Source organism: Leuconostoc sp. JNUCC 76 (assembly GCF_053667755.1).
Genome location: NZ_CM132206.1, coordinates 662,019 through 677,265, shown reverse-complemented (window position 1 = coordinate 677,265; position 15,247 = coordinate 662,019). Strand labels below are relative to the sequence as shown.

General features: G+C 36.9%; 15 protein-coding genes. All 15 read right to left on the bottom strand.

Annotation, left to right across the window (positions count from 1 at the left end; genetic code table 11):
- Window positions 1-4: 4 nt before the first annotated feature.
- Window positions 5-673, bottom strand: a complete 669-nt coding sequence (purQ, locus tag JNUCC76_RS03515) for a phosphoribosylformylglycinamidine synthase subunit PurQ (RefSeq protein ID WP_454155846.1) — start codon at window positions 671-673, stop codon at window positions 5-7.
- Complete coding sequence (gene purS / locus JNUCC76_RS03510) at window positions 670-939, bottom strand: phosphoribosylformylglycinamidine synthase subunit PurS (RefSeq protein WP_004164272.1); 270 nt, start codon at window positions 937-939, stop codon at window positions 670-672. Before purS ends, purQ begins: the two co-directional genes overlap by 4 nt.
- A gap of 1 nt (window position 940) precedes the next feature.
- Complete coding sequence (locus JNUCC76_RS03505; RefSeq protein ID WP_454155844.1) at window positions 941-1,690, bottom strand: phosphoribosylaminoimidazolesuccinocarboxamide synthase; 750 nt, start codon at window positions 1,688-1,690, stop codon at window positions 941-943.
- On the bottom strand, window positions 1,674-2,783 hold the full coding sequence (gene purK / locus JNUCC76_RS03500; protein WP_454155842.1) for a 5-(carboxyamino)imidazole ribonucleotide synthase: 1,110 nt from the start codon (window positions 2,781-2,783) through the stop codon (window positions 1,674-1,676). Before purK ends, JNUCC76_RS03505 begins: the two co-directional genes overlap by 17 nt.
- On the bottom strand, window positions 2,780-3,265 hold the full coding sequence (gene purE / locus JNUCC76_RS03495) for a 5-(carboxyamino)imidazole ribonucleotide mutase (RefSeq protein WP_454155840.1): 486 nt from the start codon (window positions 3,263-3,265) through the stop codon (window positions 2,780-2,782). Before purE ends, purK begins: the two co-directional genes overlap by 4 nt.
- Before the next feature lie 267 nt (window positions 3,266-3,532).
- Window positions 3,533-4,879: a type I glutamate--ammonia ligase gene (gene glnA / locus JNUCC76_RS03490; protein WP_072613368.1), complete on the bottom strand. Its 1,347-nt coding sequence runs from the start codon at window positions 4,877-4,879 to the stop codon at window positions 3,533-3,535.
- 12 nt (window positions 4,880-4,891) lie between these two features.
- Entirely contained in the window at window positions 4,892-5,230 is a 339-nt protein-coding gene (locus JNUCC76_RS03485) for a MerR family transcriptional regulator (RefSeq protein ID WP_010289022.1), read from the bottom strand.
- Between the two features lie 89 nt (window positions 5,231-5,319).
- Complete coding sequence (locus JNUCC76_RS03480; RefSeq protein WP_454155837.1) at window positions 5,320-6,549, bottom strand: ATP-binding protein; 1,230 nt, start codon at window positions 6,547-6,549, stop codon at window positions 5,320-5,322.
- 147 nt (window positions 6,550-6,696) lie between these two features.
- A complete protein-coding gene (locus tag JNUCC76_RS03475; RefSeq protein ID WP_454155835.1) occupies window positions 6,697-7,689 on the bottom strand; it encodes a class A sortase in 993 nt (330 codons plus the stop codon).
- A 36-nt stretch (window positions 7,690-7,725) separates the two neighbouring features.
- The gene (gene polA, locus JNUCC76_RS03470; protein WP_454155833.1) at window positions 7,726-10,407 is read right to left on the bottom strand and encodes a DNA polymerase I; all 2,682 of its coding nucleotides are present in this window, start codon (window positions 10,405-10,407) and stop codon (window positions 7,726-7,728) included.
- 204 nt (window positions 10,408-10,611) lie between these two features.
- Window positions 10,612-12,189 (bottom strand): glycoside hydrolase family 32 protein, encoded by a 1,578-nt coding sequence (locus JNUCC76_RS03465; RefSeq protein WP_454155831.1) that lies wholly within the window; start codon window positions 12,187-12,189, stop codon window positions 10,612-10,614.
- A gap of 242 nt (window positions 12,190-12,431) precedes the next feature.
- The gene (locus tag JNUCC76_RS03460; RefSeq protein ID WP_454155829.1) at window positions 12,432-12,827 is read right to left on the bottom strand and encodes a DUF1093 domain-containing protein; all 396 of its coding nucleotides are present in this window, start codon (window positions 12,825-12,827) and stop codon (window positions 12,432-12,434) included.
- Window positions 12,828-12,966: 139 nt separating this feature from the next.
- Entirely contained in the window at window positions 12,967-13,686 is a 720-nt protein-coding gene (locus JNUCC76_RS03455; protein WP_454155827.1) for a Bax inhibitor-1/YccA family protein, read from the bottom strand.
- A gap of 71 nt (window positions 13,687-13,757) precedes the next feature.
- Window positions 13,758-15,092, bottom strand: a complete 1,335-nt coding sequence (gene murC / locus JNUCC76_RS03450; RefSeq protein ID WP_454155826.1) for a UDP-N-acetylmuramate--L-alanine ligase — start codon at window positions 15,090-15,092, stop codon at window positions 13,758-13,760.
- The gene (locus JNUCC76_RS03445; protein WP_282849028.1) at window positions 15,089-15,229 is read right to left on the bottom strand and encodes a hypothetical protein; all 141 of its coding nucleotides are present in this window, start codon (window positions 15,227-15,229) and stop codon (window positions 15,089-15,091) included. The genes murC and JNUCC76_RS03445 overlap by 4 nt, the downstream gene beginning before the upstream one ends.
- Window positions 15,230-15,247: the final 18 nt, after the last annotated feature.

Below are 15,247 nucleotides of genomic sequence, written 5' to 3'. Positions count from 1 at the left end.
TATATTAGGCTCCTGCGAGAATGCCGCTCAAAATACTTTTGAAAAAGTTCTTACCGTCTTCGTTACCTGAAATACCATCCACTGCTCGTTCCGGATGAGGCATCATACCAAATACATTACCGCGCTCGTTCATAATCCCGGCAATATCACGTGCTGAACCATTAGGATTATTTACATACCGAAAGACAACACGATTATGACTTTCAAGAGCTACTAATGTTTCTTCATCTGCGTAGTAATTTCCTTCTGCGTGTGCCACTGGAATATTAATTATTTCTTCAGCATCATAAGAGTTCGTATAAGATGTATTTGGATTAGCAATTGACAAGGCAACCTCGTCGCAAATAAATCCAGGCACTTGATTAGGAAGCAACTGACCTGGCAACAATCCAGCTTCTGTCAAAATTTGGAACCCATTGCAAATACCCACAATTAACTTGCCATCATTAGCCGCCTGTGTCACAGCACTCATGATCGGTGAAAAACGGGCAATTGCTCCTGTACGCAAATAATCTCCGTATGAGAAACCACCTGGTAAAAAGATTGCATCATATTCTTTTAAATTATTATGTTTTGCAGAAACAATTTCTGCATCAACACCAAATTCTTGCAATGCATGTAACATGTCAAAGTCACAATTTGATCCTGGAAAACTAATAACCGCAGCTTTCATGATAGTACCTCGTCCTCATCTACCAAAGATAAATCAAAACGGTAGGTTTCGGTATTTTGATTGATTAATAGGGCATCAGTGAAACTTTCAACTTCTGAAGTAGCAGCATCAACATCGGTCGCTTTCAGCTTAATTTCAAAATATTTCCCTTGTGATACTTGCTCGATTCCGCTATAATCCATACGATTCAACGCAGCTTTAATCACTTCTCCTTGTGGATCAAGGATTGATGGCTTGTATGTGACATATATTTTTGCTAAGTACATATTATTTCTCCAAATTTTCTAAACGTGATAGAACATCACGATAACCAATAGTAACGTCACCAGCATGTTTTCGAAATACATCTTTATCAAGCGACTGGCCTGTTTTTTGGTCGACCAAACGCATATTATCTGGTGACAATTCATCAGCCAAGATTAACTTTCCCTCACTATCACGACCATATTCTAATTTAAAGTCGACTAAGTTAATATTAATTTCATCAAATATTTCTTTGAGCGCTTGATTAACTTCTTGGGCATAAGCGCGTAATTTTGTGAGTTCAGATAATGTGGCAAAACCAAGAGCTAAAATTTGAGAATCATTCATAAAGGGATCATCTAGCTCGTCTGATTTATAGTAAAATTCTTGAACGATAGGTGATAACTTTTGCATAGGTTTAGCGTCGAACTTACTAACAAAATGCCCGGATGCATAATTTCTGGTTACTACTTCAATCGGCAAGATATCAAGAGCAGTATCAAGTTCATCTGTTTCTGAAATTGAAGAAAGAAAATGATTGTCAATACCCTGACGAGTTAAATAATTGAACAATATATGTGAAATAGCACTGTTTAGTCTTCCTTTTTCAGGAATATCCTCATGTACTTTACCATTCAGGGCTGTTGCTTGATCCATATAATGAACCCACAAAATTGTAGGATTATCTGTGAAATAAACTTGTTTCGCCTTACCTTGATATTTCAGTTCTCCGCGAGTCACTGTTTTGTCTTCGTATTCAGTTGCGCTGCTCATGCAAGTTACCCCATTCTTTTAATTTTCGATCATTTTCTGCTCCTAATACCGTAATATGTCCCATTTTACGATCAGGTTTAACAACTAATTTACCATAATCGTGAAAATGCCATTCAGGATGATAAATTAAATCTTCTCTAGCTTGCGTTAACTCATCGCCTAACAAATTCAACATTGTAGCAGGGCTTTGCAACTCAATTGCTGGTATAGGTAGACCGACAATACTTCTAATATGTCCTTCAAACTGTGATACATTTGTCGCTTCAATACTATAATGTCCAGAATTATGTGGTCGCGGTGCTAATTCGTTAACCCACACTTCCTCGTCAGCGACAAATAACTCAATACCGAGTACGCCACGCAATTTAAGTGCCTCAGCGATATTCTCAGCAATTGCTTCAATTTTATTCTTGAGTGCCAATGAAATGTCAGCAGGTGCTGTTGTCGTTCTTAAAATGTGATTTTCATGAATATTTTCGACAATCGGCCAGGTCACAATTTGCCCATCTTGGGAACGTGAAACCATAATACTTAGCTCTTGCTTGAAATCCACAACTTGTTCTAAAATTAATTGCGTATCTGGAAAATCTTTTTCAAGATTAACAATATCTTGTACTGTATTGATTGACCACTGACCATGTCCATCATATCCACCACTCACTGTTTTTAAGATAGCTGGTAAAGTTATCTTTCGTAAATCTTCGGGTGAATTTACTTCAATGAAATTTGTGACTGGTACTTTAGCATCATCTCGAATAAACTTTTTTTCAGTAATGCGATTGCTTGTAATTCTTAGTAGTTCTGTACCTTGTGGCAGTTCTGCATCGCTTTGCTCATTCAATGCATCTCGATCAACATTTTCAAATTCATATGTTAACACTTCACTTCGTCGTGATAATTCATTCAATGCTTCGACATCATCATAATCAGCAACTATCTGAAAATCGGATACTTGCCCAGCTGGAGAGTCTTTCGTAGGATCCAAAATTCCAACACGATACCCCATTTCCTTTGCAGAAAGAGCCATCATTTGACCAAGTTGTCCACCGCCAATAATACCAATCGTTGCCGGTGGTAAAATTACTCCTGTCATATCAAGTCTGCCTCGCTTTCAATAGAAGTCTTTGTTTGGCGTTCTCGATATTCATTCAAGGCCTGCAATACGTCATCATCATTTAAAGCAATAATTTGCACAGCTAGAATTGCCGCATTTTTTGCACCTGCGTCGCCGATAGCAACCGTGGCAACGGGGACCCCCGCTGGCATTTGAACAATAGAGAGTAAAGAATCCAGTCCATTTAGTGCCCGTGATTGCATCGGCACGCCGATAACTGGGAGCGTCGTATTAGCTGCCAGCATACCAGGCAAATGAGCTGCACCTCCGGCACCAGCAATAATTACTTGAAGCTTATTGTCTCTTGCTTGTGTGCCAAATGCTTGTAATTCTTGAGGCATGCGATGTGCTGAAATAACATGCTTTTCGTAAGTAACACCTAATATATCCAAAATTTCTGTCGTTTTTTTCATGCTGGACCAATCACTAGTTGATCCCATGACAACTGCAACTTGAGGCATATTTTTCTCCAATGTATACAATTTCTGTGATTTGCAAGGTTATCGTTCGTTTACAATTACAATTTAACAGATTTTTATACATTTGTGTTCGTTTTAAAATAAGAAAATTCACAATAATAAAAAAAGAGTTCGTATATGACGAACATTTTTTACTTTTATTTGTTTTTATCCGAACGTTAGTAATGTATGCGTTTACAAAAACATCAAAACTGAACGTTCGTCTAAAATTTTGAGCAATAAAAAAGAAGCATTTCTGCTTCTACAAAATTAATACTTTTCTAAATATGAATCTGTTTCCCATTGAGAAACATATTGACGATATGATGTATATTCAATCTTCTTTGCTTCAATAAATTTGTCAGCAATATGTTCACCGATTGCTGCACGAACAACCTCATCAGCTGCAAGTTCACGAACTGCCGCCAACAATGTATCTGGCAAATCTGTAATACCGGCACGCTCACGTTCAATTTCATCCATCAAGTAAATGTTCTTATCAACTGAAGCCAGTGGTTCCAACTCACGCTTAATACCATCTAATCCTGAGGCAAGGATTGCTGCGAGTGATGTATAGGGGTTCGCCGTTGGATCTACTGAACGTAATTCCAAACGTGTTGACTGTCCACGAGAAGCTGGGACACGTACCATTGGGGAACGGTTTGAAGCTGACCAAGCAACATAAACTGGTGCTTCAAAGCCAGGCGTCAAACGCTTATATGAGTTAACAGTTGGGTTTGCCAAAGCTGTAAAGGCTGTAGCATGTTCCAAAACACCACCCAAGAAGTTATAAGCTGCTTTTGAAAGTCCCATTTCATCAGAAACATCTTCAAAGGCATTACCTTCTTTAGTGAACAAAGACATGTTTGTGTGCATACCTGAACCATTAATACCAGCAACTGGTTTTGGCATGAATGTTGCAAAGTAACCATTCTTACGTGCAATTGTTTTAACAACGAGCTTAAATGTCTGAATGTTATCTGCCGCTTCCAATGCCGATGCATACTTGAAATCAACTTCGTGTTGACCTTCAGCAACTTCGTGGTGAGCTGCTTCGATTTCAAAGCCCATCTTTTCCAATGTCAAGACGATTTCACGACGAACATTTTCACCCATATCCAAAGGTGCCAAATCAAAGTAGCCGCCCTTATCATTCAATTCTGTGGTTGGGTTTCCTTTTTCATCAAGCTTGAACAAAAAGAATTCAGGCTCAGTACCAACATTAAATGAAGTAAATCCAGCTTCACGTGCTTCTGTCAACACAGTACGTAGTGCGTGACGAGGGTCACCAGCAAATGGTTCACGATCCGCTGTGTAAATATCAGCAATTAATCGTGCTACCTTACCGCCGTGTCCGTCAGTCGCCCATGGGAAAATCATGAATGTTGACAAATCAGGATATAGATACATATCTGATTCATTAATACGTACAAACCCTTCGATAGATGAACCGTCAAACATTAAATTATTGTCTAACACTTTATCTAACTGTGATGTAGGTACTTCAACATTTTTAATAGCGCCCAAGACGTCTGTAAAGGTTACGCGAATAAACTCCACGTTTTCGTCTGCCACGATTTGCTTAATTTCTTCTTTGGTAAAAGTTTTGCGAGCCATGATTGTCCTTTCTTAATGAGCCCCGAATCGTCCCAGTTGGGCGAATTCTTTTTGTAGTGAACGGCGTAATGCTGCTTCTGAATCTTGTTTTTCTTGTGCTTTACGGCGTTGCTTGGCGAAAATCTCTTGAATATCTTTGATAGAGTCTCCAGCATCCAAGAAATCACGGATTTCGAGCAAACGATCAACATCATTTAATGAAAAACGTCTCTGGCCACCTTTGCCGCGACCCGGCGCAATTAATTTCTGTTGTTCATAGTATCTAATCTGACGATCAGTCAATAACGTGAGCTCGCGTACAGTACCAATTGGTAAAATTGATAAATTACGTCTCAATTCGCGTTCGCTCATCACAATACCTCCGCTTAAGATACTTTTATTCTAAACGAAATTAATAGCCTTTGCAAATTATGTGTCAGGTTTTCTGACATTGAAATTAGTTATAGACCAAATTGAATATTTTCGGTTTGGTGACTAATTGTACTCAGTTCAACTTTGATTTTTTTCAACTCTTGGCGACCAATTGTTTTTAAAAGCGCCTCCCCAGTTGCAAGATTTGCTACTTGGTCAATTAGGTCCTCTTTGATGATTAATAAGTTTTTCATTTCATTTCGTGTGTTGAGTCGCTGCACGATAAAGCTGCCAAATTGTCCGAGTAGCTCAACAGGAACATCCAATGGGCTTTGTGTACTCATCATCAAATCTAATCCTAGTTTTCGTCCCTCACGAATTAACGAAAAGATGCCGTGATTGTCATGCCCATTATTAGACAAGTATCGATGTGCTTCATCAATAAAGATTGTTACAGGAAAGCTTGGTCCATTAAGTTTCGCTATGCTCATCATTTGCATAGTCAGTATCTCAACAAGTACTTGATTTAATTTTTGTTCGTGACTAAACAAAGATAAATCAATAATCAAACTCTGTTTGGTCGCCCGACGCGTTATAAACAATCGCAGTAAATAATCGACATCATAGTGCACAATTCCTTGTTTCATTGATCTTGACAATAAAGTACGTATTTGTTTATTTTTTAAGGTTTGCTTTAATTGGGCAATGCTTGACCATGCTTTGGCAATAGCTTCCTTATCATAAGTTTGTCCTAATAATGAAAAATCAGCACGCTCATCAACATACGGCGTAATAAATTCTTCTTGCAACTGATTAGCCAGCAAGCTTAAATCAAAGTATTTATCCTTGATTTTAAGTCGTTCCACTAGGTTCTCATGTTCAATTTGGCTTCTATTAATCTTTTTATAGATTCCTGTTTTAGCTACAACATTGTTTTGTATTTGCAAACTTTCAATTGCAGCGGGTAATTTGCCCAGCAACGATTCATCTGTAATATTTAATAGCTGAGCAATTTGATCACTCGTTAGGTGAGTAACATCAAAAAAACCATCATTCCCCAACACGATACGCTGTACATTTGGTATTGTACGAAATTCACCTGTTGGATCTAATACAATAACATTCTGTTGGTTCTTTTTGAGTTCTTCTATAATGGTTAGCGCAGTCGAAGACTTTCCGCTACCGGTAACACCAGTGATCAGCAAGTGCTGAGATAATAATTCATCAGCAGAGATGGGCAAATATTCTTGTGCTTTCACATCGAAGAATTGTCGCTTAAATATTAGTGAGGTATCCTTACGTTTTTGTTTATTTATCATTTTTATCCCTGTATAAAGAAAAATTTTGACACTATTTTTATGCTTTCGCTTATTATAGCGCTGTTCATAGTATAAATAAATGGTAATGAATTTTATTCATCAAAAAATGGTTTCATTATCTGAAACCATTTTTTCAATCAATTCAATTTATTTTGTTCCACCAGCATCACCATTTGCACCTTCTTCTATGCCTGGATTCCACCAACTAACACGGGCATTAGTATTGCGTACTTTCAAATTAAATTCACTAACCAATTTTTCGGGTGCATTACGCCATGTATAAGTTTTTTTCAAATCAGCATGAGTGATAATTCGATATGTCGTTGAAGGAAAAAGACAACTAATAATTGTTAACTGTGCTTTCTTAGTTGGATTTAAAACTGACACCTCTGTTGATGGAACTGTCTTTTGGCTAGTAATTTCGTATCGGTAAATACCTTCGCTATTAGCCAACAAAATACTGTTCCCATTTAGCCATGATGAACCCTTCAGTTTACCGTCCTGTAAATACGGTGAATCATTATTGGCTGTCTGTTGCAACGCACTAAAGCCAGTCTGACCATCATTAAAATTGTGGGCTGCTAATCCATAGTTCCCTTGTCCCATAACTGGCTTTTGTTTCCCCTCCGGGTCTTTTTCGGATTTATTCGCATAATTTGCACCAAGGTTCAGTCCTTCATCACTATAGGCATCATTATAAATTGGTAATAAAATATTTCTACTTGGAATTGCTACAAATCCTTGTTTCTCAAAATTTTTTGTTGCATTTCGCATAACCATTTTTCGAATAAGGGCGCGCGAAGTTGTATCCTCTGCTGCTTTTTTATTAGCCGTTTTGCGTTCTTGTTCATGAATTGGTTCTAAAATAGCTGTTTTGATGCCAGCCACATTTTTTTGGTATAAGTAAGAACCTCCAAGGACAAGCAACGAGATGAAACTTGTGGCAAACAGTGCATCATAAAACAAATGATGATGACTAAACTTCTTATGACGTAGTCTAGAAATTACAAGTTGACCAGCAGCAACTAACAAAAAGATTATCACAAAAATTGCAACATATATTCCTAATTTTTGCATGATCCGCCATACTGTCATGTCGCCACTAGAAGTCACCGCCAATACTGAAGGCAATTTTATCATAATAATAATCCGTCCTCACTTGAATTTTTGTAACCCCTACTTTGCATCGTACCAAGTGTCACCATGGTGTGCGTCAACTTTCAATGGTACATCTAATGCAACGGCTGAATCCATAACATTCGTGACAACTTCGGTCAATTCATCAATTTCGTCTACAGGGGTTTCAAAAATCAATTCATCGTGTACTTGAAGCAACATTCTTGCCTGCAAATTATTCTCTCGTAAAGCTTCGTTAACCTTTATCATCGCAATTTTGATAATATCTGCCGCTGAACCTTGTATGGGCGAATTCATCGCAGTTCGTTCAGCGAATGACCTTAAATTAAAGTTCTTTGCTTGAATATCTGGCAAATAACGTCGCCTATGGGCAATTGTTTCTACATAACCATGTTCATGTGCAAAAGTCTTAATTGTATTCATCCATTCATGAATTTGAGGGAACTCTTGGAAATAAGTATCAATAAAACGTTTCGCCTCGGCACGTGGAATCCCTAAATTATTAGCCAAACCATAATCCGAAATACCATACACAATACCAAAATTCACAGCTTTAGCCGTGCGACGCTTAAGTGGATCAACTACTGCATCATCGGCTAAGCCAAAGACAGCACGAGCTGTTTCGTCATGTATGTCCTCGCCGTTTAGAAAGGCTTTTTGCATGTTTTTATCACCTGTAACATGGGCTAAAACACGCAATTCAATTTGAGAATAATCGGCACCAAATATTTGCCAGTCCGGATGACTAGGAACAAATGCTGTCCGAATCAAACGCCCTTCTTCTGAGCGCATTGGAATATTTTGCAGATTAGGATCAACTGATGACAATCGACCAGTTTGTGTCAAAGTTTGCAAAAATCGTGTGTGAATCTTGCTGTCCTTGGGATATATAACCGAAAGTAGGCCGTCAATGTAAGTTGATTTTAATTTTGCTAATTGACGATACTGCAAAATATGGTCCACTATGGGCGCTTGTGGTGCTAGTTTTTCTAGAACATCCACAGCCGTTGAGTATCCTGTCTTTGTCTTTTTAATCACTGGCAAACCCATTTTTTCAAACAACAATACACCTAATTGTTTTGGTGAGTTCAGATTAAACTCTTCACCAGCTTCAATATAGATGGCAGATTGAATATCAGCTATTCGTTCGGATAAGTCTTTGCCTTTATTTTGTAAGTACTCGGGATTGACCTTAATACCTTGATATTCCATATCAGCTAAAACAAACGCTAATGGTAGCTCAATGTCTGTATATAGGTGCGTTTGTTCGTGTTGCTTTAATTCTGCGAACGCTGGTTTTTCTAATTTGAAAAGCCCATCCGCTTTATGAACAATGTGTGACAACAAAAGATTGGTATCGGTTGGAACAGTGAATTTAGCGCCTTTACCATAAATATCTTCATCAGGTGTTAAGTAAACATCAAAACGCTGTGCTAAAGTTGACAAAACATTATCATTAGCTACCGTATCAAGCAAATAGGCAACCAGTATAAAATCAAAATTCACGCCCTTAAGTGCCACACCAAGTCGCTTAAATAATACAAGCTGTGCTTTAACATTGAAAACATTTTTTAAAATCTGGTCATTCTCAATCACTGACTTCAACTCTTCGGTTTGTAACAAGGAAATATCACGACTAGCATAGTAGCCAACTTCTGGATTACCAATGGCGAAACCAATCATTTCACCCTCGTGATAATTATCACCCACAAATTCAATATGAACTGATATTTTATCCCCTAGCATCGCAACTGCTTTTAAATTATTTTCTTTTAATTCGACAAAATTTACACCATTATCAAATTCTTTTGTATTCTCAAGTTGTCCAGATTTACGTAATGCTTTTATCTTCGCTAAATGTTGTTTGAAATCCAAGTTTTCATAGAATGGAATAATCTTCTCAAAATCGACACCTCTATATTCCATTTCTTCAAGCGGTAAAGGTAATGTAGCATCAGTTAAAATTGTAGCTAATTCACGTGCTTGGAAGGCTAATTCGCGATCATTGATCAAATTATCCTTCATTTTTGACTGCTTCATTTTATCGATATTATCATACAAATTGTCAATGTTATTATATTCGGTAAGTAATTTTAATGCTGTTTTTTCACCGACTTTTGTAACACCTGGATAATTATCAGATGTATCGCCCGTCAACGCCTTCTTATCAATGATTTGATCCGGTGTAAGCCCAAATTTTTCTTTTATATAAGCTGGTGTATAGCTTTCAATATCTGTTACACCTTTTTTGGTCACGTTTACAGTAATATTTTCCGTGGCTAATTGTGTCAAATCCTGATCGCCGGTTACAATAATAACAGAATATCCTGCTGCTTCACCCATACGTGAATAAGTGCCAATGATATCGTCAGCTTCTAAACCAGCCTGTTCATAATTCCGCAAACCATGCAACATAACCATTTCACGTAAATATGGAAACTGTTCTTTAAATTCCTCTGGTACTTTAGAACGGCCGTCCTTATATTCAGGAAATAATTTCCCACGATGTGTTTCTTTGCCAGAACCAGCATCCCAAGCCACTAATGCTAAATCTGGAGCCATTGGGTCTACAATTTTATCTAAAAAGTTATTAAAAGCCACTAATGCATTTGTATGCAATCCTTCATGCGAGATCATACGATCTAGCTGATTGTACATCGCATAAAAAGCCCTAAAAGCCAGAGAATTCCCATCAATAAGTAATAGTTTTTTATTGGTCATCTTAATGTCCCATCTTATATTTATCTATATTAAGTGTAACACACGTTGATATATCACTTAAGTATAGTAATTTCTTATGAATCAGTTTTTGCACGTATTTTTTGTTGTTACTAGTCAAAACGATAAAAAACTTTTAGCCAAATTCACCAGCTAAAAGTTTTACATACTTTTTATTTAGTTACAAATGCTGCTAATTAGCAAAGATTATTTATTATCAACATTGCTCATCGAATAAAACAAGTCGTTCTCACTGTCAGTTTCAATATTAAATAATAAGTCATCTTCTGTCGAATACTTTAATAGTGAATAAGTACGTCCACTATTTTCAAATTCAAACTCAATGCTTGTTTTATCCGTGTATACATGAAGCTTGAAGACATTTGGATTAACCACACCGCTTTGTTCGACAAATGTTTTATTATACTCAGTGTTTGCATTACTATCAGCGATATTTTTTGTTTGTCGTGTTACCGTGTAATATCCGGTGTCTGCATTATAATTTAAGTTAACAGTTGAATCTTTTTGCTTGAATGACAAGTGAACGTTTCCACAGACGGTCCCCTTCTTTTTATTTGTCATTTGTAAATAGAAGTTTTGACTTGTCCAGCGTTGAGCATTCAATAGTTGATAATAGCCTTCGTTATCCTTAGATAACTGACTCGTATTAATCGTGTCTTTAACTGTTTGTGTTAAACTACCGTAGGGCTTAACCAATGAAGATACCATTGTGTACTCACCGTTGACTTTGCTTAGATTCAATTGATGCGCTAAAGATAATGAGCCCAACTTATATGATTGTTCATTATTCGCATCGACTATTTTTTTGCTTGAATAACCCCAATTACCTAACCAACCGACTGACAATATATTCGTATTGTCTGATGTTTGAAAATAGTTACTAGCATAATAATCTGAACCATCATCAACACGTTTTGGTTGCTGTTCAGCGACAAATACACCGTTATTGTCAAGGTGCCCAACCATATAATAAGAACCACTTGTCTGTCCGTAATTGTAGCCATTAGCACCGAAAAACATCACAGTTTTAGTTATCCCTGTGGTTGTATCTCTCATTGTTTTTAGGTTTGGACATTCAATCAAGCCCAGATCTTTGCCATTTAAGGCATCGCTATTCAATGCCGTAGCACCTACGTAGTTGAAGTTTTTACCATCATCGCTAGTGTAAACACCAATTTTATCATCTTCAGCAAGATACATCGTTATTTTTTTAGTTTCTTTATTGAAAAAGACGTATGGATCTCTAAAGTGAGCATTTACGGACGACGCAGACATAATGGCGCCATCGGAATAAGGTTTATAGGTCACACCATTGTCAATAGAATAAGCCACATATTGTTTTTGTCCAGTTGGCGTATAACTAGTGAAGTAAGCAATTATTGCTTTTTTTGGCAAATCAGAAAAAAATTTGTTCGTGTTTTTAATTACTGATCCAGTAGCAACTGCTTCCCACTTATTCTGAAACTTAGGGATAGCTATTCCTAGTTTCTCGTAGTGTACAAAGTCTTTTGTCTTAACATGATACCATTCCGTGCCATCGTCATCATGCTTATAATTTAAATCCGCTAAATAGTAAATATGGTAGTACCCTGATGAGTCCTGCCAAATACTCTGTACGTCATTCATAAATCCTTGCTCAATATTATGATGATAATATTGCTGATATTCATTTGACGTCACAGTTCCCGCCATCACAGATGAGGTGCTGATGAAAAACAGTGAACATATTGCTCCAGCTACCCTTAGTAGTCTTGTAAATGTCATAAAAATACTCTCTCTCTTAAATTCACGCATAAGATTCATTGTACCTGAAAGATTTTATTTGTCAAACGTTGGTCATTTAAACTAAATAAAAAAGAACCATACAATTAGGTAAACATATGGTCCCACATTCAAGAGTGTGCATTTTTCGGTAGAGTTGAAAAGCACATACAATATTTTAAAACGATAGCTTTTTGAAAGCAATGGACTATACTAGGCAGTATTTATGAAAGTGTTCAAAAATATTATTTCAGCTTATGAATAATGTTATCTGGAATTGTTGACTTACTAATGATATATGGACCTTTTACTACACGTTTATCACTAATATCGGCTTTAACAAAACTATTCTCTTTCAATGGCCTCACATTCTTACCACTTAATTCATAATTGAGTGTTTTTCTTTCACCTTTTTTGGTAACAAAGTAAAATTTATATATATAACTATGTGAATGAGCAATAATCTTCCCATTATCATCTGTAGTTTTTTCTTTTTTAGGAACATGCGCAGATGTTTTGGCATAGCCGATTTCTGTTACATATGTATCATGATAATAACGTGCTACTTGAACAAAAATAATAGCCAGTAATACCAAGATAATTGAGACCAAAATAATGCTTTTTCTCCGATTCAAATTCATAATATTCCTCAACAATAATCTTCATATTTCCACAACTATTTCATTATACGTGATTATATGATTAAAATTAAAACTTTTGTTTCTAGTTTATAGCAAAATTTTTTTCACAAAAAAAAAGACCCCCTTTGGGTCTTTTTCATTAATCACGTGAACCATTAACAACACCGAAGATGCGTAGCAGCGCGAAGAAAATATTGACAAAGTCTAAGTATAATCTCAAGGCGCCATTTACTGCAAGTCCTGTTGTATCTGCTTGACCAGCAAATTGTGAGTACATCACCTTCAAATTCTGATTATCATATGCTGTGAATAAGGAGAAGACAACGACACTAGCCCATGAAAGCAATAGCGAAACGATTCCACTGTAGAAAAACATATTAGCAATTGATGCTATCAGCAAACCGATTAACAGACCAAACAAAATCGAACCTAGTCCCGTCAAATCACGTTTTGTGAGGACACCATAAGCCGCCATTCCACCAAAAACCGCGGATGCAGAAACGAAAGCCATCATCACAGAAGCTCCTGTATAAACAGCTAACAAGACACCAAGCGTTAAGCCTTCAACCACTGCAAAAGCCATCAACAAACCAAAAGCACGAGCAGGATTTTTAAAAGTTGCACGACCAATCATCGTTATAATCAACATCTGAATACCCAACAGCGCCAAAAGACCAATAACATTACCTACAAGCAACTTAGCAACTTGTTCCAAAAAAAAGTTTTGTACTATAAAGCCTGTCACTGCGGTAAGTAAAACTGCTATACCCATAAAGCTATATGTTTGTTTAAAGAATGCGCGCATTCCCTCATCTACACCCGTCACATCACGACGGGCGTTCATATTAAAATTATCCATTACTATTTACCTCCAGTATTCTAAACAATTCTGGTTATATCAATTATAACAGAAATCACATTAAATAGATATTAAGTCAAGTCCGTTCTCAATTGGCCAAGTAGCTTTTCATAAGCAAATTCATATTTTTCAATGTCACCAGCGCCCATAAAGACCATTACAGCATTTTCATATGGCATCAAAAGACTCATGTCATTTTCTTCAATGATGCCACCAAACTTACTAATTTCAGATCCTAAGTCCTTGGAAGTAATCGTTCCGGCTTGTTCTCGTGCAGATCCAAAAATATTGGCTAGATAAACTTGATCTGCCGCTTCTAAACTACTAGCAAATTCGTCTTTATACGCAATTACGCGTGAAAAAGTATGTGGTTGGAAAATGGCAATAATTTTTTTGTTGGGATACTTTTGGCGTGCCGCATCTAATGTCGCCATAATTTCTGTTGGATGGTGAGCATAATCATCAATCACTGTAATATCAGCAATTTGCTTTTCGCTAAAACGACGTTTAACACCCTGATAGGTCAGCAAATATTGACGAATTAAATCAAGGTCAACCTCTTCCATATAAGATACAGCAATCACTGCTAACGCATTTAAAATACCATGTTGCCCGAATAAGGGAACGGCAAATTCGCCTAAGTCTTTACCACGAAAAACAACGTCAAAATGCGATCCTTGAGTTGATTTATGAATATTAGTTGCAACAAAATCATCCTGTTCGGGATTAACACCATAGTAGTAGACATCTGCCGTAGGTTGCAACGAACGCAAATGTTCATCATCACCCCAAGCAAAAATAGCCTTTTTAACATTATTAGCAAAATCAGCAAATGCAGACGTTACATCTTCAATGCCAGTATAATAATCAGGATGATCAAAATCAATATTTGTTAAAATTGCATAATCTGGGGCATAATCTTTAAAATGACGACGATATTCATCTGCCTCAACAACAAAAAATTGTGAGTTAGGCACCCCTCGTCCTGTGCCATCCCCGATAAGATATGAGGTGGGGGCAATATTCTTTAACACGTGAGCTAGTAATCCGGTTGTGGAAGTTTTGCCGTGGGCTCCTGCAATTGCTATGGATGTGGTTTGTGATATTTGTTCTTGAACAGCTTCTGGATAAGAAATCATGGTTACACCAATTTCTAATGCCCGAGCCACTTCAATTTGATCATTATTAAAAGCGTTTCCCTTCACAAAAATAGCATCTTGATTGGCATCTACATTTCTTGCATCAAATGGTAATATTTTAATACCTGCGGCCTCTAACGGAGCTTGCGTATATGTATACGTATCAATGTCTGAACCAAGTACCTCGTCCCCTTGGTCATGCAAAATTTGTGCTAACGGTCCCATTCCAGTACCTTTAATGCCAATAAAATAATATTTTTTACTCATTTTTTTACAATCTCCATCACAAACGTGAAATACTGTAACTCACCTTTTCGTAACTCAAACACCAATTTCCGGTACTTTGTACTTTCATCATTGAATATTCGATAAACACGTGGTGCGTTTCTAATTTTATCTACCATCTTATCAACACTTTCAGC

Coding starts and splice junctions, on each gene's coding strand:
- purQ (WP_454155846.1), bottom strand. CDS start 673: ATGAAAGCTGCGGTTATTAGTTTTCCAGGATCAAATTGTGACTTTGAC.
- purS (WP_004164272.1), bottom strand. CDS start 939: ATGTACTTAGCAAAAATATATGTCACATACAAGCCATCAATCCTTGAT.
- JNUCC76_RS03505 (WP_454155844.1), bottom strand. CDS start 1,690: ATGAGCAGCGCAACTGAATACGAAGACAAAACAGTGACTCGCGGAGAA.
- purK (WP_454155842.1), bottom strand. CDS start 2,783: ATGACAGGAGTAATTTTACCACCGGCAACGATTGGTATTATTGGCGGT.
- purE (WP_454155840.1), bottom strand. CDS start 3,265: ATGCCTCAAGTTGCAGTTGTCATGGGATCAACTAGTGATTGGTCCAGC.
- glnA (WP_072613368.1), bottom strand. CDS start 4,879: ATGGCTCGCAAAACTTTTACCAAAGAAGAAATTAAGCAAATCGTGGCA.
- JNUCC76_RS03485 (WP_010289022.1), bottom strand. CDS start 5,230: ATGAGCGAACGCGAATTGAGACGTAATTTATCAATTTTACCAATTGGT.
- JNUCC76_RS03480 (WP_454155837.1), bottom strand. CDS start 6,549: ATGATAAATAAACAAAAACGTAAGGATACCTCACTAATATTTAAGCGA.
- JNUCC76_RS03475 (WP_454155835.1), bottom strand. CDS start 7,689: ATGATAAAATTGCCTTCAGTATTGGCGGTGACTTCTAGTGGCGACATG.
- polA (WP_454155833.1), bottom strand. CDS start 10,407: ATGACCAATAAAAAACTATTACTTATTGATGGGAATTCTCTGGCTTTT.
- JNUCC76_RS03465 (WP_454155831.1), bottom strand. CDS start 12,189: ATGACATTTACAAGACTACTAAGGGTAGCTGGAGCAATATGTTCACTG.
- JNUCC76_RS03460 (WP_454155829.1), bottom strand. CDS start 12,827: ATGAATTTGAATCGGAGAAAAAGCATTATTTTGGTCTCAATTATCTTG.
- JNUCC76_RS03455 (WP_454155827.1), bottom strand. CDS start 13,686: ATGGATAATTTTAATATGAACGCCCGTCGTGATGTGACGGGTGTAGAT.
- murC (WP_454155826.1), bottom strand. CDS start 15,092: ATGAGTAAAAAATATTATTTTATTGGCATTAAAGGTACTGGAATGGGA.
- JNUCC76_RS03445 (WP_282849028.1), bottom strand. CDS start 15,229: ATGGTAGATAAAATTAGAAACGCACCACGTGTTTATCGAATATTCAAT.